The sequence below is a fragment of the Nonomuraea sp. NPDC050310 genome (assembly GCF_040655795.1).
GTDB lineage: Bacteria > Actinomycetota > Actinomycetes > Streptosporangiales > Streptosporangiaceae > Nonomuraea.
Genome location: NZ_JBFAKP010000039.1, coordinates 1 through 20,315 on the forward strand (window position 1 = coordinate 1; position 20,315 = coordinate 20,315).

Annotated in this window: 23 protein-coding genes; 11 read left to right on the top strand and 12 right to left on the bottom strand. The window is 70.5% G+C overall.

Going from position 1 to position 20,315, the window contains the following annotated elements:
• Positions 1 to 129: 129 nt before the first annotated feature.
• Positions 130 to 582 carry a hypothetical protein gene (locus tag AB0I67_RS41620; RefSeq protein WP_357936233.1) on the top strand — a complete coding sequence of 151 codons (453 nt, stop codon included), beginning with the start codon at positions 130 to 132 and terminating at the stop codon, positions 580 to 582.
• 7 nt (positions 583 to 589) lie between these two features.
• On the opposite strand, the gene AB0I67_RS41625 is transcribed toward AB0I67_RS41620, so the two are convergent.
• Positions 590 to 856, bottom strand: a complete 267-nt coding sequence (locus AB0I67_RS41625; protein WP_357936235.1) for a hypothetical protein — start codon at positions 854 to 856, stop codon at positions 590 to 592.
• Between the two features lie 101 nt (positions 857 to 957).
• On the opposite strand from AB0I67_RS41625, the gene AB0I67_RS41630 reads away from it, so the two are divergent.
• Positions 958 to 1,293, top strand: a complete 336-nt coding sequence (locus AB0I67_RS41630; RefSeq protein ID WP_357936237.1) for a hypothetical protein — start codon at positions 958 to 960, stop codon at positions 1,291 to 1,293.
• A complete protein-coding gene (locus tag AB0I67_RS41635) occupies positions 1,283 to 2,158 on the top strand; it encodes a helix-turn-helix domain-containing protein (RefSeq protein ID WP_357936239.1) in 876 nt (291 codons plus the stop codon). The genes AB0I67_RS41630 and AB0I67_RS41635 overlap by 11 nt, the downstream gene beginning before the upstream one ends.
• 106 nt (positions 2,159 to 2,264) lie before the next feature.
• On the opposite strand, the gene AB0I67_RS41640 is transcribed toward AB0I67_RS41635, so the two are convergent.
• A complete protein-coding gene (locus tag AB0I67_RS41640; protein WP_357936241.1) occupies positions 2,265 to 2,687 on the bottom strand; it encodes a hypothetical protein in 423 nt (140 codons plus the stop codon).
• A gap of 1,204 nt (positions 2,688 to 3,891) precedes the next feature.
• On the opposite strand from AB0I67_RS41640, the gene AB0I67_RS41645 reads away from it, so the two are divergent.
• Positions 3,892 to 4,728 (top strand): alpha/beta hydrolase, encoded by an 837-nt coding sequence (locus AB0I67_RS41645; protein WP_357936243.1) that lies wholly within the window; start codon positions 3,892 to 3,894, stop codon positions 4,726 to 4,728.
• Between the two features lie 372 nt (positions 4,729 to 5,100).
• Here AB0I67_RS41645 and AB0I67_RS41650 read toward each other — a convergent pair whose 3' ends face one another.
• On the bottom strand, positions 5,101 to 6,549 hold the full coding sequence (locus AB0I67_RS41650) for an MFS transporter (protein ID WP_357936245.1): 1,449 nt from the start codon (positions 6,547 to 6,549) through the stop codon (positions 5,101 to 5,103).
• Positions 6,550 to 6,654: 105 nt separating this feature from the next.
• Here AB0I67_RS41650 and AB0I67_RS41655 point away from each other — a divergent pair, with 105 nt between their 5' ends.
• Complete coding sequence (locus AB0I67_RS41655) at positions 6,655 to 7,242, top strand: helix-turn-helix domain-containing protein (protein WP_357936247.1); 588 nt, start codon at positions 6,655 to 6,657, stop codon at positions 7,240 to 7,242.
• A gap of 106 nt (positions 7,243 to 7,348) precedes the next feature.
• On the opposite strand, the gene AB0I67_RS41660 is transcribed toward AB0I67_RS41655, so the two are convergent.
• The 5 genes from AB0I67_RS41660 to AB0I67_RS41680 all read right to left on the bottom strand — a co-directional run bounded on the left by AB0I67_RS41660 (position 7,349) and on the right by AB0I67_RS41680 (position 10,899).
• The gene (locus tag AB0I67_RS41660; protein WP_357936249.1) at positions 7,349 to 7,936 is read right to left on the bottom strand and encodes a Pr6Pr family membrane protein; all 588 of its coding nucleotides are present in this window, start codon (positions 7,934 to 7,936) and stop codon (positions 7,349 to 7,351) included.
• A 111-nt stretch (positions 7,937 to 8,047) separates the two neighbouring features.
• Positions 8,048 to 8,371, bottom strand: coding sequence for a hypothetical protein (locus tag AB0I67_RS41665; RefSeq protein WP_357936251.1), 324 nt, complete (start codon positions 8,369 to 8,371; stop codon positions 8,048 to 8,050).
• 99 nt (positions 8,372 to 8,470) lie between these two features.
• Positions 8,471 to 9,370 (bottom strand): hypothetical protein, encoded by a 900-nt coding sequence (locus AB0I67_RS41670; RefSeq protein WP_357936253.1) that lies wholly within the window; start codon positions 9,368 to 9,370, stop codon positions 8,471 to 8,473.
• Entirely contained in the window at positions 9,367 to 9,660 is a 294-nt protein-coding gene (locus AB0I67_RS41675) for a helix-turn-helix transcriptional regulator (RefSeq protein WP_357936255.1), read from the bottom strand. Before AB0I67_RS41675 ends, AB0I67_RS41670 begins: the two co-directional genes overlap by 4 nt.
• Before the next feature lie 390 nt (positions 9,661 to 10,050).
• Positions 10,051 to 10,899: an arylamine N-acetyltransferase gene (locus AB0I67_RS41680; RefSeq protein ID WP_357936257.1), complete on the bottom strand. Its 849-nt coding sequence runs from the start codon at positions 10,897 to 10,899 to the stop codon at positions 10,051 to 10,053.
• 75 nt (positions 10,900 to 10,974) lie between these two features.
• On the opposite strand from AB0I67_RS41680, the gene AB0I67_RS41685 reads away from it, so the two are divergent.
• Positions 10,975 to 11,622, top strand: coding sequence for a TetR family transcriptional regulator (locus AB0I67_RS41685; RefSeq protein WP_357936259.1), 648 nt, complete (start codon positions 10,975 to 10,977; stop codon positions 11,620 to 11,622).
• A 152-nt stretch (positions 11,623 to 11,774) separates the two neighbouring features.
• Positions 11,775 to 13,433, top strand: coding sequence for an NAD(P)/FAD-dependent oxidoreductase (locus AB0I67_RS41690; protein WP_357936261.1), 1,659 nt, complete (start codon positions 11,775 to 11,777; stop codon positions 13,431 to 13,433).
• A 69-nt stretch (positions 13,434 to 13,502) separates the two neighbouring features.
• Here AB0I67_RS41690 and AB0I67_RS41695 read toward each other — a convergent pair whose 3' ends face one another.
• Together AB0I67_RS41695 and AB0I67_RS41700 are read right to left on the bottom strand one after the other, a co-directional pair.
• The gene (locus AB0I67_RS41695; RefSeq protein ID WP_357936263.1) at positions 13,503 to 13,727 is read right to left on the bottom strand and encodes a hypothetical protein; all 225 of its coding nucleotides are present in this window, start codon (positions 13,725 to 13,727) and stop codon (positions 13,503 to 13,505) included.
• Between the two features lie 153 nt (positions 13,728 to 13,880).
• Entirely contained in the window at positions 13,881 to 14,432 is a 552-nt protein-coding gene (locus AB0I67_RS41700) for an ABATE domain-containing protein (protein WP_357936265.1), read from the bottom strand.
• Positions 14,433 to 14,517: 85 nt separating this feature from the next.
• Here AB0I67_RS41700 and AB0I67_RS41705 point away from each other — a divergent pair, with 85 nt between their 5' ends.
• Positions 14,518 to 15,951: an alpha/beta fold hydrolase gene (locus AB0I67_RS41705; RefSeq protein ID WP_357936267.1), complete on the top strand. Its 1,434-nt coding sequence runs from the start codon at positions 14,518 to 14,520 to the stop codon at positions 15,949 to 15,951.
• 35 nt (positions 15,952 to 15,986) lie between these two features.
• On the opposite strand, the gene AB0I67_RS41710 is transcribed toward AB0I67_RS41705, so the two are convergent.
• Positions 15,987 to 16,550, bottom strand: a complete 564-nt coding sequence (locus AB0I67_RS41710; protein WP_357936269.1) for a TetR/AcrR family transcriptional regulator — start codon at positions 16,548 to 16,550, stop codon at positions 15,987 to 15,989.
• Positions 16,551 to 16,632: 82 nt separating this feature from the next.
• Here AB0I67_RS41710 and AB0I67_RS41715 point away from each other — a divergent pair, with 82 nt between their 5' ends.
• On the top strand, positions 16,633 to 17,019 hold the full coding sequence (locus AB0I67_RS41715) for a nuclear transport factor 2 family protein (protein ID WP_357936271.1): 387 nt from the start codon (positions 16,633 to 16,635) through the stop codon (positions 17,017 to 17,019).
• 15 nt (positions 17,020 to 17,034) lie between these two features.
• A complete protein-coding gene (locus tag AB0I67_RS41720) occupies positions 17,035 to 18,045 on the top strand; it encodes an NAD(P)-dependent alcohol dehydrogenase (protein ID WP_357936273.1) in 1,011 nt (336 codons plus the stop codon).
• A 191-nt stretch (positions 18,046 to 18,236) separates the two neighbouring features.
• On the opposite strand, the gene AB0I67_RS41725 is transcribed toward AB0I67_RS41720, so the two are convergent.
• A complete protein-coding gene (locus AB0I67_RS41725) occupies positions 18,237 to 19,466 on the bottom strand; it encodes an alpha/beta fold hydrolase (RefSeq protein ID WP_357936275.1) in 1,230 nt (409 codons plus the stop codon).
• A gap of 126 nt (positions 19,467 to 19,592) precedes the next feature.
• On the opposite strand from AB0I67_RS41725, the gene AB0I67_RS41730 reads away from it, so the two are divergent.
• Positions 19,593 to 20,312, top strand: a complete 720-nt coding sequence (locus tag AB0I67_RS41730; RefSeq protein WP_357936277.1) for a hypothetical protein — start codon at positions 19,593 to 19,595, stop codon at positions 20,310 to 20,312.
• Positions 20,313 to 20,315 lie beyond the last annotated feature (3 nt).

Here is a 20,315-nt window from a genome sequence, read left to right on the forward strand (position 1 = left end):
TGGGCTTCTCCCCGCCCGGCCGCGTCTCCCCCGAGGCCTGGGCCGGCCTGCTGACCGGCGCGCTGCGGATCTTGAAGGCGGTCGGCAGCCGCTGACAGAACGGGGCAGCTCACGTCTAGTCTGTCGGAGGTGAACCAACCCCCGCTCCCCCACCATCCGCCGCCCAAGCGGAAGCCGGGCCTGTTCGCCCTCGTCATCGCCGCGACCTGCCTCGCCCTGGTCGTCGCGGGCGTCGGGGGATACCTGGTCCTCCGGGCCGTGACCCAGCCAGGTCCCGACCGTCTGATCGCGGTGGTGCAGGATCCGGCCATCCCGACGTCGGTGTCGGAGGAGATCGTGCGGACCGTGGTGGCGATGCCGCAGGTCGACGTGGTCTACGAGGCTTCCCCGGAGGAACTGCCCCGATGGTTCCCCGATCACCCCCCGTGGGGCGACCTCAACCCCGGGGCGTTCCTGGTGAAGCTGAAGCCGGACGCCGACCGCTCCGCCGTACAGGCGAAGCTTCGCGCCATGCCGGGCGTGCACATGGTCGTCGACGTGCCCGACACCGGTAAGACCATCGGCGCGAGCGGGCCCGGCTGAACCGCCGTCAGTTCGGGTGCCGGGCCAGGCGGGCCGTGTCGAGCAAGAGCCTGAGCCCGTGCGGCAGCTTGTCCCCGATCCTCGCGGCATGACCCTCGGCGGCGGTGATCAGCAGTTCCCGTGCGCTCCGCCCGGCCCAGTCGGCGTCGGGAAGCAGCTCCGCGGGCAGGAGCAGGTCCGCGCCCGACACCTGCGCGAACTCGACGACGGTGATCAGGGCGTCACGCAGCAAGGCCGCCGGCTCGACGTGACCCCCTCGGTCGAGGTCCCGCACCCGCCGGCGCAGCCCCGCCTCGAACCCCGCCCCTCGCCATCATCGGCGCCGGATTGCTCCTCGGCCCCAACACCGGACTGGGCCACAACTCCGTCATCTTCGTGATCGAAGTACAGATCCAGCACATCCTGAGCTGCCTGCGCCTGCTCCGGGACGCGGACGCCGCCACCGTCGAGGTCACCCCGTCCGCCATGCGCCGCTACACCGCCCGCATCCACCCGCGGCTCCGAAAGGCGGTCTGGAGCCAGGGCGACTGCCAGAGCTGGTACCTGGACGGGCGCGGGGTCAACACCACCCTGTGGCCGGGCTTCACCTTCGAATACTCGACCGGCGCCCGCACCGCCGACCCCGCCCACTACAACCGTCTCACCCCGAATCGAGCACCGATCAGGGCCTGCCTAGACTGGCCTGGTGTTGCCTGCCGGGATGCCCTCTGACCAGGTGTGGGTGGACATCGCCGTCCCACGCTCGCCGGTTCGGCTGCCGGGGGTCAGCATGGCCGGGTTCAGCCATCGTGCCCCGGCCCCGGTGGACATCTCCATGATCGTCCACCCGTCCGTCACCCTGCTCGTCGATCTGGGCGAGGGAGAGGGCGTCGCCTACGAGACCTCCGGCCGGCACAAGCGCGGCAGCGTCGTCGTCGGGCTGCTCCCCGGCGATCTCCAGGCCACCGGCCGGGGAACCGGGCAGTTGCTCCAGATCCGGCTGGATCCGGTCGCGGCGGCCGCGTTGCTGGGCGGCGCATCGGCCGAGCTCAGCGGGACGGTGGCAACCCTTGAGGACATCTGGGGCCGCGACGCCGGCGAGGCCGAGGACAGGCTGCGCTCCGCCACGTCGTGGGACGAACGCTTCGCGGAAGCGGTGGACCTCCTGGGGCGGCGGCTGAGCGACCACCCGCCCGTCGACCCCCAGGTCGCCCACGCCTGGCGGCGCACGCTGTCCAGCCGGGGCCAGGTCCGGGTCGACGGCCTGGCGGACGAGGTCGGCTGGAGCCGCAAGCGCCTGTGGTCCCGCTTCCGGTCCCAGCTCGGGATCACCCCCAAGTGCGCCGTCCGGCTGGTGCGCTTCGACCACGCCGCCCACCTTCTCGCGGCCGGCCACGCCGCCGCCCGAGTAGCCGCCGAGAACGGCTACGCCGACCAGTCCCACCTGCACCGCGAGGTCGCGTCGTTCGCCGGGCTCACCCCCACGGCCCTGGCGGTCGCACCATGGCTCGCCGTCGACGAGGTCGCCTGGCCGGCCCTCGGATCCATCGCAGAGCCATCCTCGGCAGCCCAGCGGGTCAGACGCCGAACCCCATGATCGAGCCCCCACTGCCCATGGTGTTGGCCTCTTCGGACCATCTCGGTCGGGGGTTGTTTCGGACAAGCGGGCGTCGAGCCGGAGACGGCTCGACGCCCGGTCCGGGTCAGCCGCAGTTGCCCCACGTGGAGCGCCCGCCGATGGCGCGGGCACCGCTGGGGGCCTCGATGACGGCCGAGTACTTCACACACGCGCCCCGGGCGCTGGCGTAGACCGGGCCACCGTAGTACTTCACGGTCTCACTGAGGCCGTAGCTGCTGCCGCCCTGGACCGTGAGGGTGACGTTGGTCCAGGTGTCGACGCCGACGTAGTTGCTCTTGACGACGGTGGCGCAGTTCTTGCCGGTGCTGCTGTTGTAGGTCAGGTACACCGTGCCCCAGACCTTGGTGTAGTTGTACACCTCGCTCTTGTGCACGACGTTGTATCCGGCACCGCAGTAGACGTCCGCGTTCGCGGCCGTCGGGCTCGCCACCAGCGGGGTGGCGGCAAGGAGGGTGAACGCGGCGGTCGTCAGGGTCTTCCTGAGCACGTGGATCCTTCAATCTATTGCATATTTCGGTCAGCTCTTAACCCCTTTTATTTACCATATGTTCGAAATCTTCAAGATCGCCGGGTCACGCGGCGGCGGTAAGAGCGCGCTCGAGGTTCATGGAAGCCGCGGGTGCGGGGTCATCAGCCGCTGGAATCGGGCCGGTCTCACCTCGCTGGACGTAGCGAATGGGGTCGGCCCGCCCGATGTGTTCCATGTGCCGATGGAAGTGGCCCCGACCGGCCGCAACCCTCACCTACTCACGCCGCAGGCTCAAGCGTGTCGACCAGAATTCAACCGGCCGACCAGACAGTCAAGGATTGAGGCTGGTCCGGCGCCCACACTCGGGCCCAGGCGTGACGTCACAGCTTTGTGGCTGGCGAAGCATGTCTCAGGAAAGCCGGCACTCCTGCCCTTCCTCGAGTAGGGACGGCCCCGGGGTCTGGCCGCGACCGTCGTCGTCGGGAGCAACGGTCTACTCGAAGACGTCAGGCATCGGGCCGAGTCATGGAGAAGAGCGGATTCAACCCGGTGCTCGCGTTCCCACTCCGGGCGACCCCCGGCGCGACGCTGACAGCGAGAACCTTGCCGGACACCCGACCTGATCAGAGGCGGCCGCCCGGCGGGGAACCCCTCCCGCCGGGCGGCTCGCTACTACAGGGACCTGGTCTCGACCCGGTAGCTGCCGCGATTCCCGCCCCATCGCTGCCAACGGCCCAGGCGGTGCAGCCGCCGGGCGGTGCCGGGTCGGCGTTCGCAGTTCCGGGCAGGGTCAGCGCCCCGAACGCGGCCAGCCCTGCGATCGTCACTGCCAGCTTGCGTGTCGTGCGTCTCTCCTTGCCGTCTGGCCAGTCAGCCAAGACGTTAGGAGCGGCCGCTTTGGCGACGCTGTGCATCCGCTGTACGGCCGGGCTCACCGAGGCGGGCTGTCGCGAACCACGGAGTAGGACGCAGCTTCAAGCACCGCCGACGCGCACCCAAGCCACCTGGCCAGGGATCTGACCGCCCCACCTCCCTCCGCTGATGCTCGCCGGCGCATCACGCGCCGCGACGCCGCCAACAGGTTCTCCGCACGGGCCAACCTGTTCAGCAACCGCGGCGGGCGCAGTCGGCGGCGGCGGTCCGAGCCCAGGAGCTATCGAGCTATATCGCGTTAAGGTGGAATCCTGAGGCCGGTCGAGGCACGTCAGAAAGGACGACCACGATGGATGCACCTGCGGCACGCGTCTCGAACTCCGTGACCTCCTCGGACGGAACCACCATCGGCTACCAGCAACAAGGCAACCGCGGTCCGGCCGTCATCCTCGTTCACGGCGGCATGGAGACGGCGGAAAGCCACGTGCAACTGGCCGAGGAACTGTCCGGCGAGTTCACCGTCTACCTTCCCGACCGGCGCGGCCGCGGGGCGAGCGGCCCTCACGGAGCCGGCTACCGCCTACGCAAGGAGGTCGAGGACCTCGAAGCGCTGATCACCGCAACCGACGCCCACGCCCTGTTCGGGCTCAGCTCAGGCGCCATCATCTGCCTGCAGGCGGCCCTCGAACTGCCGACGGTACGCAAGGTCGCCATCTACGAGCCCCCTCTGTCGATCAACGGCTCGCTGGCCACTGATTGGCTGTCCCGCTTCGACCGGGAGATCGAGGCGGGCAACCTCGCCGAAGCACTGGTCATCGCGACAAAGGCGACTCAGATGTTCGGGCACGCCCTGCCCGGGTGGCTGCTCAAACCCCTCGTCCGGCTCATGCTCGGCGACATGCTGCGACTCGTCCCCACCTTCCACTACGACGTCGAACTCCTCATCGAGACGACAGACCAGGCGCAGCGCTTCGCCGGCATCGAGGCCGATGTCCTCCTCATGGGCGGCGGCAGGAGCCCGGCCTACCTGAAGACCGCGCTCGACGAGCTGGAGCGCCTGCTGCCCGACGCGCAGCGCGTCGAGTTCGCCACGCTCAACCATGGCGGCTCAGGCAACAGGAACAGAGGTGGGAACCCACCCCTGGTGGCCAGGGAGCTGCGCCGCTTCTTCGCGAGCACACAGTGACCGCACAGCGGCGGACGCTGATCACGATCAATCCGGTACGGCAGGCGTCATCACTACCTGGGCGATGGTCCGCGGATGTGCGGTTGCGGCCCGCCGACATCCGCCCAGGCGGCCGTCCCCAAACGAACAACACCTCCGTCACCGCGGCTCCCTCCCGATGGCTCGGGCATCGGCACCCCTTGCACCCCCTCGAAAACAGGGCCGCAGATCTTCTCTCGACTGCCGGCGGACCCGGGAACTGCACCCACACCCGCTCCCAGGGCTGCCGGCAAGAAACCTGCCATGAGCCGGCACCCCTCGGATTCAGGCGGAGCCGCTGTTCCCCAGAGTCGGGCGTCAGAGTGTGGCTGTACGGAAAACGTGCCTCCTACGTCATCGGGTGAGCTCGTCCGCGCCTGCGGGAGTCGGCCGGTTCTTCATGGTCAGGGCCAGGAGGATTGCGCCGGCGGTGAAGACGGCTGCGACGGTGAAGGCCGCGGTGACTCCCTCGGTGAGGACCTGATGGGCCGGTCCGTCTGAAGCGCGCGTGGCTGCGCCGTACACCGTGACGAGGATGGCCAGCCCCAGCGCACCGCCGATCTGCTGCATGACGTTGAGCAGGCCGGAGGCGGCGCCGGCATCCTCGGCCCGGATCCCGGAGGACAACACCGTGGTGGCTCCGACCAGCAAGACGCCCATGCCAAGACCGGCGATCATCATCGGGCCGAGTAGCGCCGTGGCGTAGTCGGCCTGGGGCGTCAGCTGCGTCAGCCACAGGAGGGCCAGGCTGATCGCCCCGGCGCCGAAGCCGATCAGCGTCTTGGCACCCAGGCGCGGAAGCAGCCGGGCCGCCACTCCGGAAGACGCCAGGATCACGAGGGCCAGCGGCACGAAGGCGAATCCCGCCTGCAGCGGGCTGTACCCGCGGACCTGCTGCAGGAACTGGGTGAGAAAGAAGAACATGCCGTTGCCGGCGGCGAGCACGAACAGCAGCACGACGTAGCCGCCGGCGCGGTTGCGGTCGGCGAAGAGCCGCAGCGGGACGATCGGCTGCCGGGCACGGGACTCGACGGCCACGAACAGGACCAGCAGGAGGGCGGCCACGCCGAGCGCGCCGAGCGTGAGCACGTCGCCGAAGCCCTGCTCAGCGGCGCGGATGAAGCCATAGACGAGGGCGGTCATGCCGAGCGTCGAGGTCAGCGAACCCGCCAGATCGAAGCGGCCCGGGTGGCGATCGGTCTCGGTGATGAACAGCGGGGCCAGGACCAGCAGGACGACGCCGATCGGCACGTTGATGAACAGCACCCACCGCCAGGAGATCCAGTCGGTGAGCATGCCACCGGCGATGAGGCCGATCGCCGCGCCGGAGCCGGAGACCGCCGCGTAAGCCCCCAGCGCCCTGGCCCTGCGTGCAGGGTCCGGAAAGCCTACGGCGATGAGGGCGAGCACGGTCGGTGCGGCGATGGCAGCGCCGATCCCTTGACCGGCACGGGCCGCCAGCAGCATCCCCGCCGACGTGGCCAGCCCTCCGGCCAGTGAGGCGAGGGTGAAGATGGCGACGCCGCCGATGAGGGCCCGCCGCTGGCCGACGATGTCGCCCACGCGACCGCCGAGCAGCAGTAGACCGCCGAAGGCCAGCATGTAGGCATTGAGCACCCAGGACAGGCCGGCCGCGGAGAAGCCCAGCTCGTGCTGGATGTCGGGGAGGGCGATGTTCACCACGTTGGTGTCCAGGATCAACATCGTCTGGCAGATCAGAACGATGGCCAGCGCCGGGCCGGGGTGGCGGGCTCCAGCGGGTACGGCTCCCGCTGTCGCCACGTGCGTGCTCTGTTCGGTCATGGCACTCCTCAGGATGGTACGCAACAAAACGAGGAGGCTCCTCGTTTTATGGTGAGCTAAGATATGAGGAGGCTCCTCGTTTTGGCAAATGTGTGGAGGGTTGCCATGGTGGATCGATCAGCGCAGGCCCGGCCCGCAGGGCGCAAAGACGCGCGACGTAACTACGAGCGGCTCCTGACGACCGCCCGGACGGCTTTCGCCGAGCACGGCGTCGGCGCCTCCTTGAACGACATCGCACGCACCGCCGGTGTCGGCAACGTGACCCTCTACCGGCACTTCCCGACCCGCCAGGCACTTTTGGAGGCATTGCTGGGCGAAAGCCTGCGCGGTCTGAAAGCCCGCTCAGATGAGCTGCTGGCTTCCCCATCCCCGCACCAGGCCCTGGCCACCTGGCTGACGGCTGCGGTCGAGCACGCCATGGCCTACCGCGGCCTGGTCGACGCCCTCGTCGAGAGCCTCGCCGACCCCGCCTCCGAGCTCCACGCCACCTGCCAAGCCGTCAAGTCCGCTGGGGCACAACTGCTGGCCAGAGCCCAGCAGGCAGGGACGATCCGGCCCGATATCGACGCGTCCGCTCTTTTCTCCTTGATCGCTTCAGTCGCCTGGGCGGCGGAGCGGATCCCCGCACATCGTGATCAGCTTCTGGCCGTCATGGTCGACGGGCTTCAGCGCCGGGTGGATGAGCCGGCCTGAACCCGCTGCTCAAGATCGGTCGTGAGGGTTGCGTGGGTTGCGGGCTGCAGTCCGGCTGGGTGCGTTCATCCACGGTGGCGGTGTTGTGCTCGGATCCGGCGCGGGCTCAGGGGACAGTGGGTTCGGCCCTGAGCCGGTGGACGCCGAGCAGGGCGTAGCCGAGCACCACGAAGACGGCCAGCGCGGCGAGCGACGCCGACGCGACGGCCGGCCAGCCCAGTCGCTCCACGTTCAGGAACGGGTAGACATAGCGGCGCGGCAGATCGGGGCCGGCAAGAAACACGAAGGCGCCGTACAGAAGCGGGTAGCCCAGCCAGGCGAACGGCGCCGCCCATCGGACTCGGCGCGACCGGTCGAAGGCGGTCCAGTCCACCAGCGCCATGACGGGCGACACGTAGTGCAGCAGGAAGTTGCCCAGCCCGCGTGTCCCGCCGGCCAGCAGTACTAGCGGGTTGGCCAGGTCCCGCGAGACGTAGTTGACCAGGCAGGTGACCAGCAGGTACAGGGTCACCGCACCTTTGACCTCGGCGGAGGCCGGTTTCCTGCGGCCGTTGACCAGCCGCCAGCCGTAGTAGAGCGCGAGCATGACGTTGCTCTGCACCGTGAAGTACGCCCACGGGCGGCCGATCGACGTCGCCAGGCACACCAGGCCCGCGACGGCCGCCGTGACCAGCAGGATCCGCCATGCCGTCATCCGGCTCTCCGAAACCAGCGCGGGGGCTCGGCGTACCAGAAGGGGTGAGGCGGGCCGGGCAACGGCCGCCGCACGACCGGCCGGGCGGGCAAGCGGAACATCGTGATCACGTTAGCGCCAAACACCCGTCAACTCGGTCCATTGCGTGATGCTCGCTGCCGACCACGACCAAGCCGTCAAATACGTCACCGCGATCCAGACGGGCACCGCTTGCGCGCCAGAGTTCATCAGCCGCACAGCGGGTACCGCCGTCAGGCGGATGTGGCGATTCGCCAGTGGTAGCCGTCGGGGTCGGTGAAGTGCCCGGCGTAGCGCTGCGCCCGTGACCTGGCCGCCGGCGGAGCCTGCGGCGGCGAGCAGGCCGTCGACGTCGTCACGGGAAGCGGCGATGTGGGTGAGGACGAGGGCGGAGAAGCCGTCGCCGCGCTCGTCCACGCCGACGTCCTTGGCGAGGACTCTGCGTGGCAGCAGGCCCAGCCGGCACCCGCCGCCGGCGACGGTGAACTGGTCACCTGCTCGCTCCGACGAGCGGTGTCAGGCGGTTTCCGCGGTGCGGGCCAGCCACGCCGTGACACCCAGCAGCGCAGCCGTCGCGACGGCGATCGCCGTCAAACCCGCCACATCGGTGAACCACGACGGCCTGACGGCGACGAGAAGAAAGGGCGTCAGGACGGCAGTCGTCCGGCGGCCCACAGAGGAGCGCAGCGCCATCACCGCCACCGCACCGAGGGCGGCCGGCATCAGGACGACTCCGAAGGCCCCGCCCAACAGAATGCCCACGAGGCGGGCCGCCAGCACACCGCCCGTCCAAGCCGCGAGCCGCCGGGAACCAACCGGCCCGGGGCCCGGAGACGGCGTGAGGGTGAGCATCGCCGCGCACATGCACGCCGGGAGGGCCGACAGCAGCACGCTGGCGGCGATCAACGGCCGCCCTGAGACCTGCAGCACGTCGCCCGCCACGATGGTCCCTTCAGGCAGGGACAGCAGCTCGGCCGTCGTCATTCCCGCTGCCAGGGCTGCCATGGCCCAGGCGCAGGCGATCGCCGCCCGGCGCCGCCCCAGCCACGCCAGCAGCGCGATCAGCCCGTACGGCAGGGCATGGGCGAGCGCCGGGAGGGCCAGGTCGAAGGCGGACCGGCCGGCGTACGCGGTGGCCTGGGACAGGCTGACGCCGAACAGCGTGAGCGGCGCGAGCAGGGCGGCCAGATCGGTGGCGGCTCGCCAGCGTCGCCGCGAGGCGGTCGGCACGATCCGGCGCAGCCGAATCGCCAGGCCGCCGCGCAGCACGTCGAGGGCGTCCCGCCAGGCGGGGCGCTTCTGACCCGGACTCGAGGCGGCCAGCAGTACGTCGAGCATCTCCTCCTCGTGCTGCGCCCGGTGGTCTTTCGGGTACCAGGCCAGCAACCAGCGGTAGCGCCGTTCCAGCGCGCTCACGAAGCGCCACCGAAAGCCGGGCCGTGACGCAGTCGCGCGCTGGCGGTGTCGGCGTTGCGGCGCAGCCGTTCGGCTTCGGCCGACAGCCGGGCCGCGCCCTCGTTGGTGAGCCGGTAGTAGCGCCGGGCCCGGCCGTCCACGACTTCCTCGTGGTCGGCCTCGATCAGTTGCTCGCCCTGGAGCCGGTCGAGCGCGGCGTACAGGGTGCCGGCGCGTAGCCGTACCCGCTCGCCGGAGATCTGCAGGACATCGGTGATGATGCCGTAGCCGTGCTGCGGCCCGGCCGCCAAGGCCGTCAGTATCAGGAACGTCGGTTCTTGCATCGATCTGTCACCCATATCATCGATATATATCGAAGATCTTTATATGGTGCAATCCGGACCCCCGCGTTGCACATCCGCCGGCCACCTCCGGACGTGATCAGCTCCGACATGGGCTCGTCCGGCGTGGCATTGCCACGTTCCGAGCCGCGGCGCCTGGCCGTGCAGCGAAAAACCTTGGCGCGCGCTCTCCTGGCCCCAGGGGGGGTCCGTCGGTCCATCCGTGCTGTAGGCGAAGCCGTAGCTCTTCCAATCCAGCGCGCGGGAAGTGACCATGAATCTCGCTCCCCCAGGGATCTTCTCCACCTCGCCCACCCAGCACAGGCCCCACCACCGACGGCCGGCATGGAGCAGGTGGATTCAAGGGCCGGTGCCGACGCGTGCGCGCCAAAGGTCGTCCTGGGTGCCGGACTTGGCCCAGAGCCGGGCGACGCCGTCCCGCCCGAGGTCGTCGAGCGGCACCAGGAACTGGGTGGAGAGCGTTGCGGCGAACTCGTCCACGTCGCCTATCGTCCGGGACGTCCTGGCATCGGGCCCGAGCCGGCGCAGCGTGCGGGACAGCAGGAGCAGGGTGTGGCCGGCGATCGGCCGGGCGGCCATGAGGGTGGTGACATAGGCCGAGTCGGCGGCGGTGGACAGTTCCCGGGAGCGGGCGGCGAAGTGGGCGATCTCGCGCGGCTGCAGCCGGAAGTCGTAGGAGGCGATCGTCCCGCCGGGCTGGTGGTGGAAGCGCCAGGTGTCCGGATCGAGGCGTTCCAGCCGGTAGGTCAGGTTTCCCTGGACCTGCGGGCCTTCCCGCAGGGGCAGCGGTTCGAGGAAGCCGTCCCCGATGCCCGCGTCGGCCAGCCAGCGGTGGCCGTCGAGGTCGACCAGCAGCGCGTTGTGGTTGCCCCACATTGCCTCGCCACGGGCCGCGCGCATGACGGCGGCTTCGACCATCGTCACCCCGAAGCCGGCCAGGCGCAGAAGCAGGGCCAGGCCGGCGTTCTGCTCGAAGCAGTAGCCGCCGCGGCGCCGCCGTACCAGCTTGTCGAACAGCGCGTCCGGATCGAGGCTGATCGTTCTGCCGAGCTGGATGTCGAGGTTCTCGTACGGCACAGCCGTCCGCCACGAGCGGTGCAGGGCGGACAGCGTCTCCGGGCCGGCGTCGACGCGCCCGTGGTGCCCGATCCGGTGGAGTATCGCGTCGAGGGTGATCTCTGCCGCCATCCAGGCCTCCTAAGTGATACAAGATTCGCCACTTATCAAAGCTATATGAGAGACATGAATCCGTATACTGCTGGCGTGGGAAACGACAGTTCCGGACGCCGGCTCCGGGCCGACGCCAGGCTCAACCGCGAGCAGATCATCGAGGCGGCCCGCGCCCTCATCGCCGAACGTGGCGCCGAGGTGCCGATGGACGAGGTGGCCCGCCGCGCCGGCGTCGGGACCGCCACCCTGTACCGCCGCTTCCCCGACCGCGAGGCGCTGGTGCGCGGGGTCGCCCTGGACGGCTTCCACCGCGTGGTGGCCATCGCGCGCGACGCCGAGGACGAGGAGCCGGACGCCTGGGGGGCGCTGTCGCGCTTCGTCCGCCGGGCCGCCGCCGAACTGCGGCTGGCCACCTGGCTGTCGATCTGGTTCACCAGCACCTGGGAACAGCTCCACGCCGAGCCCGAGGAAGCGCGGCTGCGCCAGACCCTGCTGAAGATCCTCGACCGGCTCGTCCGCCGCGCCCAGGCCGACGGCGACCTGCGCCAGGACGTGGACGCCGGCGACGTGACGCTGATGATGGCCCTGCTGCTGCGCCCGATGCCCGGCTTGCGCACCGAACTCACCCAACACAGCGTGAACCGCTACCTGGCGCTGATGCTCGACGGGCTGCGCGCCCGCCCGGACCTCCAGCAGCTCCCCGACGCCGAGATCAGCCTCGCCGACCTGGGCGGCGCCTGATCCGAGAGAAGCAACAGACCCGGCACACCGCCGCCCCACGGGGCTGACCAGGGTGTCATCAGAAGGCGGCGATCCGTTACGCGCTGCCCACTGGTCATGATCGGCCCGGCTTCGCAGGCTGGCGTCAAGACCGATCGAAAGGGTCACCCCCCATGGCACGAACCTCCTCCCTGCGCGCGCTCCAGCGCCTGGCCGCCGAGCACCGCGACGCCGACCGCCTCGGCTTACCGGTCGCCGAGCTGCGTGGACTGCGCGCCGCCGCTCCGGACGACCGGCTCGCGCGACGCGAACTGCTCAAGCGGGCCGGGCTCACCGCGCTCGCCGCCGCGGCGATCCCGGCGCTGCCGCGCCGAGCCGCCGCGGACACCGCACCCGCCGCGAAGCCGCCCAGGGCCGCCAGGGTCGCGGTGGTCGGCGCCGGCATCGCGGGCCTGACCGCCGCCCTCACCCTGCGCGACGCCGGAGCCACCCCGGTGCTGTACGAGGCCAACCCGGCCCGGGTCGGCGGCCGGATCTACTCCCAGCGCTCGCACTGGCTCGGCGGCCAGACCTCCGAGATCGGCGGCGAGCTCATCGACGTCGAGCACAAGAAGATGCTCGCGCTGTGCCGCCGGTTCGACCTGTCCACGATCAACTTCGCCGGCGCGGGGCCGAACGGCAGCGAGGAGATCCTCCACTTCAACGGCCACTACTACCCGCGTCACCAGGCCGACCTCGATTTCAAGGAGATGTACCAGGCGCTCCACCAGGACCTCATGGCAGCGGGTGAGGTCAAATGGAACGACGCCACCCCCGAGGGCATCGCGCTCGACAACCTCTCCCTGCGCGAGTGGATCGAGCTGCGGGTCCCCGGCGGCTACGCCTCCGACCTCGGCCGCTTCCTCGACGTCGCGTACAACGTCGAATACGGCGCCGACACCGCCCAGCAGTCGTCGCTCGCGCTCATCCTGCTCCTCGGCTACCAGCCGAATCCCGGGAACTTCAATGTCTGGGGGCTGTCGGACGAGCGCTACCACGTCGTCGGCGGCAACGACCAGCTCCCGAGGGCCATGGCGGCGGCCCTGCCCGCGGGGTCGCTGCAGCCCGGCTGGCGGCTGCTCGCCGTACGAGCCAACAGCGACGGCACGCAGACGCTGACCTTCGACGAAGGCGGCACGCTCAGGACGGTCACCGCCGACCACACCGTGCTCGCGCTGCCGCTGCCCGTGCTGCAACGCGTCGATCTGTCCCGCGCCGGGTTCGACACGCGGATGACGAACCTGCTGCGCGACGCGCGAATGGGGCACGTGACGAAGCTGAACATGCAGTTCTCCAGCCGCACCTGGCTCGGCACCGGCCCGTGGCCCGGCGTCTCGGCCGGGGACTGCTTCACCGACCTGCCCTTCCAGCAGTGCTGGGACACCACCAAGGGGCAGCCGGGCACCGGTGGCGTCCTGATCCAGTACCACGGCGGGTCGCGCGCGCTCGCGCTCAACCCCTCGACGCCCTTCCCGACCGAGTCCGACGCCTACGTCCGCTCGCTGGCGGCGGCGACGCTCGGCCACATCGACACCGTCTTCCCCGGCACGAAGGCGCGCTGGAACGGCCGCGCCCAATTGTCGGCCTGGCACAAGGACCCGAACGCGCTCGGCGCCTACTCCTACTGGCCGGTCTCCTACCTGCACCGTTACGCGGGCTACGAGGGCGTGGCGCAGGGCAATGTGCACCTCGCGGGCGAGCACTGCTCCTACGACTTCCAGGGCTTCATGAACGGCGGCGCCACCGAGGGCGAGCGAGCCGCGAACGAGGTGCTCGCCGCCCTGCGCGCCTAGGAGTGCCGGCTCTACCCTCAGGTCAGGCCGGGTCGCCGGGGACTCCGGCCGGGCCTGAGGGATAGGCGTCTACCGGGACTCCGTGGGCGGAGAGGTGGCGAACCGGCACCCGAGAGCCGCCGCGACACTGCCGAGCATCATGCAGCCACCGCCGACGATGAGCAGGAAGGGCTTGCTGAGGAGCACCAGGGCATACGAAGTCGGCGTGTCGTAGAGCCGCGGCTGGTCGAAGAGCGTCAGAAGTACCCCCGCACCCACGCACAGGATCCCGAGAGCAAGGGTGGTGAAGAGCATCGCCTTCAAGATGATGAGCGATGCGTGCCCCTGTCGCATGACGATCCCTTCCTGAGGGCTCGGCTCACCGAACAACGCGAACCTAGGAGAGGGCTGGGAGAGCGGTCAAGGCTGAGATGAGTTCGGGTTCTCATCCCGGCGGCGCACCCCGTTTCAAGGGCGTTCGGCGGCCTTGCGCCGCTGGTGATGCCTGGCCACTCTGACCCGGTTGCCGCACAGCGTGGGCGAGCACCAGCGCCGTCGTGGGTGCGCGGGCAGGAACAGCATCCGGCAGTGCGGGCCCTCACAGGCGCGCACTCTCTCGACGTCCGGGCTGGACAGCAGGTCCACCGCGGCCTCGGCCAACTGGGCGAGCAGGCAGGTGAGGGCGTCGCCGTCTCGGCGGGTCTCGGCGGTGCCGTCGCCGGCCAGGATCCGGTACGGCGGAGCGGCCCGCACAGCCTGATTGATGGCCGCGACCGCGTCGGGGGCGGTTCCGCCCTGCCGTACAGCGTCCAGGGCTTGGCGGACGTGTTCGCGCAAGGCCCGGACGGCGGGGAGGTCGTCGCGGGTCATCGCCGGCAGCGGCGAGAGGCGGTGGGTCTGCAGCGCGAGCCACGCCGTGAAGCCGGCGGCGTCGTCGAGCGCGTCGGCCTCGCCGTCGGAGGTGGCGGCCCGCGTGTTGACCAGGTCCAGCGCCAGAAGCTCACCCGTGAACAGATCCATGCATCTAATGCTACATCAACGGGTTGACGCATTAGCCAACAAGCCGCTACAACTAACGCATCAACTCACGAAAGAGGCATTAGCGATGGACCTCCCCACGATCACCCACGGCTTCGCCGACGTGAACGGCGTACGCGTCTTCTACCGCGAGACCGGCCCCAAGGACGGACTGCCCGTCCTGCTGCTGCACGGCTTCCCCTCCGCCTCCCACCAGTACCGGCGACTCATGGACGCCCTGGGCAGCCGCCACCGCCTCATCGCCCCCGACTACCCCGGCTTCGGCCACACCGAGGCCCCCGCAGACTTCACCTACACCTTCGACCGGCTCGCAGACGTCATGGAAGGCTTCGTCCAGAAGCTCGGCCTCGACAGATTCGTGCTCTACGCCTTCGACTTCGGCGGCCCCGTCGGATTCCGGCTGGCGACCCGCACCCCCGAACGGATCGCCGGACTCATCGTGCAGAACGCCAACGCCTACCAAGAAGGCCTGTCGGAACTGGCCAAGCACACCATCCAGACACCACCCGACGACCTGTTCACCCTCGCCGTGACCCGCAGCCAATACGAAAACGGGACCACCGACCCCAGCCTGATCGCCCCCGACGGCTGGACACTCGACCAGCACTTCCTCGACCTGCCAGGCCGCAAGCAAGCCCAAACGGCGCTCGCCCTGGACTACCGCAGCAACCTCGAGCTCTACCCCGCATGGCAGCAATGGCTGCGCGAGCACCGGCCGCCGACACTGATCGTCTGGGGACGCGGGGACGCCTTCTTCCCCGAACCCGGCGCGCACGCCTACCTGCGCGACCTGCCCGACGCCGACCTGCACGTGCTCGACACCGGCCACTTCGCCCTGGAAGACAAACTCCCCCAGATCGCCCCCCTCATCGACCGATTCCTCCAGCAGATCACCAACCGAACCACCAGCCCGATCACCAGCCGCATCGCCGTCATCGGCGCCTCAGGCCACCTCGGCAGCGCCATCGCCCACGAAGCAACCACCCGCGGCCACCGAGTCACCCCACTGTCGAGCACCGACGTCGACGTCCGCGACCCCGCCTCCATCAGAAAGGCAGTCGCCGGACACGACGCCGTCGTCGTCTCGGTGAAAGGCCCCGACCGCCTGGTACCCAAAGCAGCCGCCGCACTGATCGAGGCCGGCGTCGGCCGCGTGCTGTTCGTCGGCGGCGGCGGAAGCCTGCTCACACCCGACGGACACAGATTCGTCGACTCCCCACACTTCCCCGCCCAATACCTGCAAACCGCACTGGACCAAGCCGACGCCCTGACCATCCTGCGCACCACCGGCCACACCCTCGACTGGACCTACCTCAGCCCTCCCCCCATGCACCTGGTTCCCGGCGAACGCACCGGCGCCTACCGCACCGCCGCCGGGGACCAACCAGTCCTCGACGATCAGGGAGACAGCCGCATCACCGTCGCCGACTTCGCCGCCGCCGCAGTGGACGCCCTCGAACACGGCACCTTCCTGCGGGAACGCTTCACCGTCGGCTACTGACCACGATCCCCCGGGAAACGTGTCCGCCGCGGTGGTCAGCCGGCAAGGACGTGTTCGGCCAGTTCCCGCGCGGCGGACGCCGCGTCGGTGCCGGGGCGGGTCGCTCCGGCGGCGAGGGTGCCGTCGATGAGGAGCAAGAGCTGGTGGGCGGCGTGCTCGGGCCGCGGGTGTCGAAGCGCCACCAGCTCGCGCTTCAGGAGTTCGTGGACCTGCGACCGGTAGTCGCGGCTGACCTGGTGCGCGGGATGGTCGGGGTCGGTCAGGGCGAGGTCGGCGGCCAGGTAGCGGCAGCCGTGGAACCCGGGCCTCGCGATGATCTCGCCGAGCCGGTCGAACACGGCCAGCAGGCGCTCGCGAGGGTGGTCGCCGGCGCGGTCCATGGTGTTCCGGTAGTCGGCGGCGTCGTCGGCGGCGGCGGAGCTGAGGACTTCGACGATCAGGCCGTCCTTGCCGCCGAAGTGCTCGTACAGGGATCGTCTGGCCACGTTCGCCGCCTTGAGGAGGGCGTCCACGCCGACGTTCACGCCCTGGCTGTAGATCAGCTCGTGGGCGGCCCGCAGGAGTCGCTCTCGCGGGCCTGACTGGGTGCGAACGCTCATGAAGGCCAGGCTGCCATGGATTGACAAGTAGATCAACCGGTCGATATACGTAGACCGATCGATCTATCTACTTGGAGTCCTGATGTCTTTCCGTTCCACCGCCGAGGTCATCGACCGCTTCAACCGCGCCTTCGTCGAAGGCGACCGCGACCTGCTCACCGACCTGATCGCCGAGGACTGCGTGATGGAGTCCGTCCAGCCGGCTCCCACCGGGGAACGCGTCACCGGCCGCCAGGCCTGCCTGGAGTGGTGGGGTGCGCTCGTGGACGATCACACCAGCCAGTTCGAGCCGCAGGAGGTCGTGATCGCCGGAGAACGCGCCACGATCCGCTGGAACTACCGCTACGGCCCCGGCCCCTCGGACTGGGTCAGCGGGGTGAACCTCATGCACGTGCGCGACGGCCGGATCATCGAGGCCCTCGGCTACAGCAAGACCGCAGGCGAAGTCCCGCTGGCCACCGACAACTGAAGGATCGACCCCCTCATGCGCAGCTACCACGTCAACAGCGGGGCCGGGATCGCCGGCTTGACGATCAAAGACCACCCCGACCCCAGGCCGGGCCCCGGACAGGTGCTCGTCGCGGTGCGCGCCGTGTCGCTCAGCTATCGCGAGCTGATGATCCTGCGCGGCGACTACGTGCTCCCGGTGAAACCGGACGTGGTGCCGGTCTCCGACGGGGCCGGCGAGGTCGTCGCGGTCGGCCCCGGAGTCCGTACGGCGAAGCCCGGCGACCGGGTGACGGCCACCCTGTTCCCGAGCTGGCAGGACGGCCCGTTCGGCCTCCAGCACCTGCCACAGCTGGGCGGCTCGCTGGACGGCCTGCTCACCGAACTCGCGCTGCTCGACGCGAACGCGCTCGTGCCGATCCCCGATCACCTGTCCTACGAGGAGGCGGCGACCCTCCCCTGCGCCGCCGTCACCGCCTGGAACGCCCTGACCGGCGACGGTTCCGGTTCGCCGTCCGGGCAGACCGTCGTCACCCAGGGCTCCGGAGGGGTGTCCCTGTTCGCGCTGCAGTTCGCCAAGGCGCTCGGCGCCCGGGTGATCGCCACCACCAGCAGCCCGGCCAAGGCGGAGCGCCTGTCCGCCCTCGGCGCCGACGAGATCATCGACTCCCGGGCCACACCCGACTGGGCGGCCGGAGTCCGGGAGCTGACCTCGGGGCAGGGTGCCGAGCGCGTCGTCGACGTCGTCGGTGACCTGGGGCAGTCGCTCAGGGCGGTCGCGATCGGGGGCCACGTCGCCAGCGTCGGGTTCGTCTCCGGCCAGCCGCCGCTCCTGGATCCCCGGGCGATCTTCGCCGCCGGAGCCGTCGTTCGCGGCATCGCCGTCGGCAGCCGGGCCCAGTTCCTGGCCATGAACCAGCTCATCGAGGCGCACCGGCTCCGGCCGGTCATCGACCGCGTCTTCCCCTTCGACCAGGCGCCCGACGCCTACCGCCACTACGCCTCGTCCTCGGGTGAGACCTTCGGCAAGATCGTCATCACCGTGTGAGCGGCTCGCCTGCCGTACCAGGCGACCATGACCGCTCCCCCGAGGTTGACCCCCTGTGCCCGGCAATGCCGTAGACGCGCACCGGCCCGCGGCAAGAAGTCCCCGCCCTCGATTCCCGCCCGACGGGTCGACGACGCCCACACGGTCGCGGACCTCGAGGACGGCTCGCGGGTGCGAGCCGTCGGCGTCCACTAGCCGCCGCGCAGGAAGGTCGCCACCAGCAGCCGGTACTCGTCGGGCCGGTCGCGGGCGAGCTCGTGACCGGCTCCGTCGATCGTGCGCAGCCGGGCGCCGGGCAGCACCTCGGCGTACTCGCCGGCGACCTCGGGCACCAGGTAGTCGCACGAGCCGCGCACCACCAGCACGGGTACGGTCACCCGGCGCAGCGCGGGCCGGGGATCGGCGACCTCGGCGGCGTCACGCACCGACATGGCGTTGGCCCAGAATCCGTACCCCGACCCCCACCTGGGCACCCGGGACGGCTGTCCGGCACACCCCGCCCGCATGTCGAGGTCGCCGACCATGGCCTCGTACTCGCCGTCCATCGCCTCGTCCGGCAACAGCACGTGGGCGACGCGCGGCCCCACGATCCCGGCGACGAGGTGCGCCGCCAGGAAGCGCGGATGCCGTTCCCAGAGCACCGCGTTCTGGTCGCGCAAACCGCCCTCGGTCAGTTGCCGGTTGTCGGCGTAAGCGGCGGGCCACAGGGTTCCCGGCGAGGCCACGACCGCACGGGCCACCCGGTCCGGGTGCGCGGCCAGGTAGGCGGCGACGAGCTGCCCGCCCCAGGAGACGCCGGCCAGCACCACGCGGTCGGCGCCGAGGGTGACCCTGATGGCGTCGAGATCGGCGACGTGCCTGGCGACGGTGTATCCGCTCACGTCGGGCAGGCGGCTGGACAGTCCCGCGCCGACCTGGTGGTAGTCGTACACGTCGAAGCCCTCGGCGGCGAGCGCGGGTGCGAGGGGCGAGGGCTCGGGGCTCGGCGCGCCGGGACCGCCGTGCACGAGGATCACCGGGGTCGCCCGGCGGTCGCCCTGCGCGGGGGTGCGGGTGTAGGCGATGCGCGAGCCGGTCGGCAGGTCCCAGTGTGCGATGCCGGGCCCGTACGCCGTCGGCCGCAGCGCGGGGCCGCCGAAGAGCAGTTCCGCGACGGGGATCGCCACGACCGTCAGCACCGCCCCGGCGACCACGATCGGCGTCCAGCGACGCACCCCCGCGCCTCCCGCCCGCCGCAGCGCCGCCCGGCACAGCCACCAGACCACGCCCGCCAGCGCCAGGCCGCCAGCCGCCAGGGCCAGAGGCCGATGACCGGTCAGGGCCGCGGCTCCCCACAGTGCTCCCAGCCCGGCCGCCAGCCCGGCGGGAACCGCGACGATGAAGAGCGATGCCGTTCGTAACCACCCGGGTCCGCTGCTCATACCTGGGCAACGAGTGATCTAGCCCCTTTTCTCCGCCGATGAGACACACATCGTGGTGGCGGGAATACCCCCTAGGGGTATTGTGTTCCTGGCTGTCGACCGACGCGATCACACCTGGAGCACACCATGAAGACCCACGACATGACCCACCACGCCGCTGCCCAGCTCGGCGGGCTCGCCGTCTCGGAGAGCGGATACACCCTGGAGTTCGACGGCGCGATCCTCCCCGCCGGCACGCAGCCGGTGTCCTTCCGGATCATCGGCCCCGACGGCCGTCCCGTGACCGACTTCGTCACCGAGCACGAGAAGGAGCTCCACCTCATCGTCGTCAGGCGCGACACCACCGGCTTCCAGCACGTCCACCCGGTCATGGACGCCGAGGGCACGTGGCGGGTGGACGTCCGGCTGGAGCCCGGCGCGTGGAGGTTCTTCGCCGACATCCACCCAGCCGCCCACCACGGCAGCCTGACGCTGGGCGTCGACGTCTCGGTCGCCGGGCCGTACGAGCCGGAGGCGATCCCCGCCGAGCGGCGCGAGGCGCGGGTCGGCGCGTACACGGTCACGCTCGACGGCGGCCTGGCCCACGGCGAACTGGCGTTCACCGTCCGCAAGGACGGCGAGACGGTCACCGACCTGCAGCCCTACCTGGGCGCGCACGGCCACCTGGTGGCGCTGCGCGTCGGCGACCTGGGCTACCTGCACGTGCACCCCGAGGAGCGCACCGGCCCCGAGGTCGCCTTCGCGGCCCACGCGCCCGCGGGCGGTCTCTACCGCCTCTACCTCGACTTCCAGCACGACGACGTGGTCAGGACCGCCGAGTTCACCATGCGTGCCGCACACCGCTAGCCG

What these genes read in the sequence shown, in the direction of transcription:
- AB0I67_RS41645 (WP_357936243.1), top strand. Translation starts at nt 3,892, where the DNA reads ATGGATGCACCTGCGGCACGCGTCTCGAACTCCGTGACCTCCTCGGAC.
- AB0I67_RS41660 (WP_357936249.1), bottom strand. Translation starts at nt 7,936, where the DNA reads ATGACGGCATGGCGGATCCTGCTGGTCACGGCGGCCGTCGCGGGCCTG.
- AB0I67_RS41710 (WP_357936269.1), bottom strand. Translation starts at nt 16,550, where the DNA reads ATGAGCGTTCGCACCCAGTCAGGCCCGCGAGAGCGACTCCTGCGGGCC.
- AB0I67_RS41720 (WP_357936273.1), top strand. Translation starts at nt 17,035, where the DNA reads ATGCGCAGCTACCACGTCAACAGCGGGGCCGGGATCGCCGGCTTGACG.
- AB0I67_RS41705 (WP_357936267.1), top strand. Translation starts at nt 14,518, where the DNA reads ATGGACCTCCCCACGATCACCCACGGCTTCGCCGACGTGAACGGCGTA.
- AB0I67_RS41730 (WP_357936277.1), top strand. Translation starts at nt 19,593, where the DNA reads ATGAAGACCCACGACATGACCCACCACGCCGCTGCCCAGCTCGGCGGG.
- AB0I67_RS41700 (WP_357936265.1), bottom strand. Translation starts at nt 14,432, where the DNA reads ATGGATCTGTTCACGGGTGAGCTTCTGGCGCTGGACCTGGTCAACACG.
- AB0I67_RS41680 (WP_357936257.1), bottom strand. Translation starts at nt 10,899, where the DNA reads ATGGCGGCAGAGATCACCCTCGACGCGATACTCCACCGGATCGGGCAC.
- AB0I67_RS41725 (WP_357936275.1), bottom strand. Translation starts at nt 19,466, where the DNA reads ATGAGCAGCGGACCCGGGTGGTTACGAACGGCATCGCTCTTCATCGTC.
- AB0I67_RS41655 (WP_357936247.1), top strand. Translation starts at nt 6,655, where the DNA reads ATGGTGGATCGATCAGCGCAGGCCCGGCCCGCAGGGCGCAAAGACGCG.
- AB0I67_RS41690 (WP_357936261.1), top strand. Translation starts at nt 11,775, where the DNA reads ATGGCACGAACCTCCTCCCTGCGCGCGCTCCAGCGCCTGGCCGCCGAG.
- AB0I67_RS41635 (WP_357936239.1), top strand. Translation starts at nt 1,283, where the DNA reads ATGCCCTCTGACCAGGTGTGGGTGGACATCGCCGTCCCACGCTCGCCG.
- AB0I67_RS41650 (WP_357936245.1), bottom strand. Translation starts at nt 6,549, where the DNA reads ATGACCGAACAGAGCACGCACGTGGCGACAGCGGGAGCCGTACCCGCT.
- AB0I67_RS41715 (WP_357936271.1), top strand. Translation starts at nt 16,633, where the DNA reads ATGTCTTTCCGTTCCACCGCCGAGGTCATCGACCGCTTCAACCGCGCC.
- AB0I67_RS41695 (WP_357936263.1), bottom strand. Translation starts at nt 13,727, where the DNA reads ATGCTCTTCACCACCCTTGCTCTCGGGATCCTGTGCGTGGGTGCGGGG.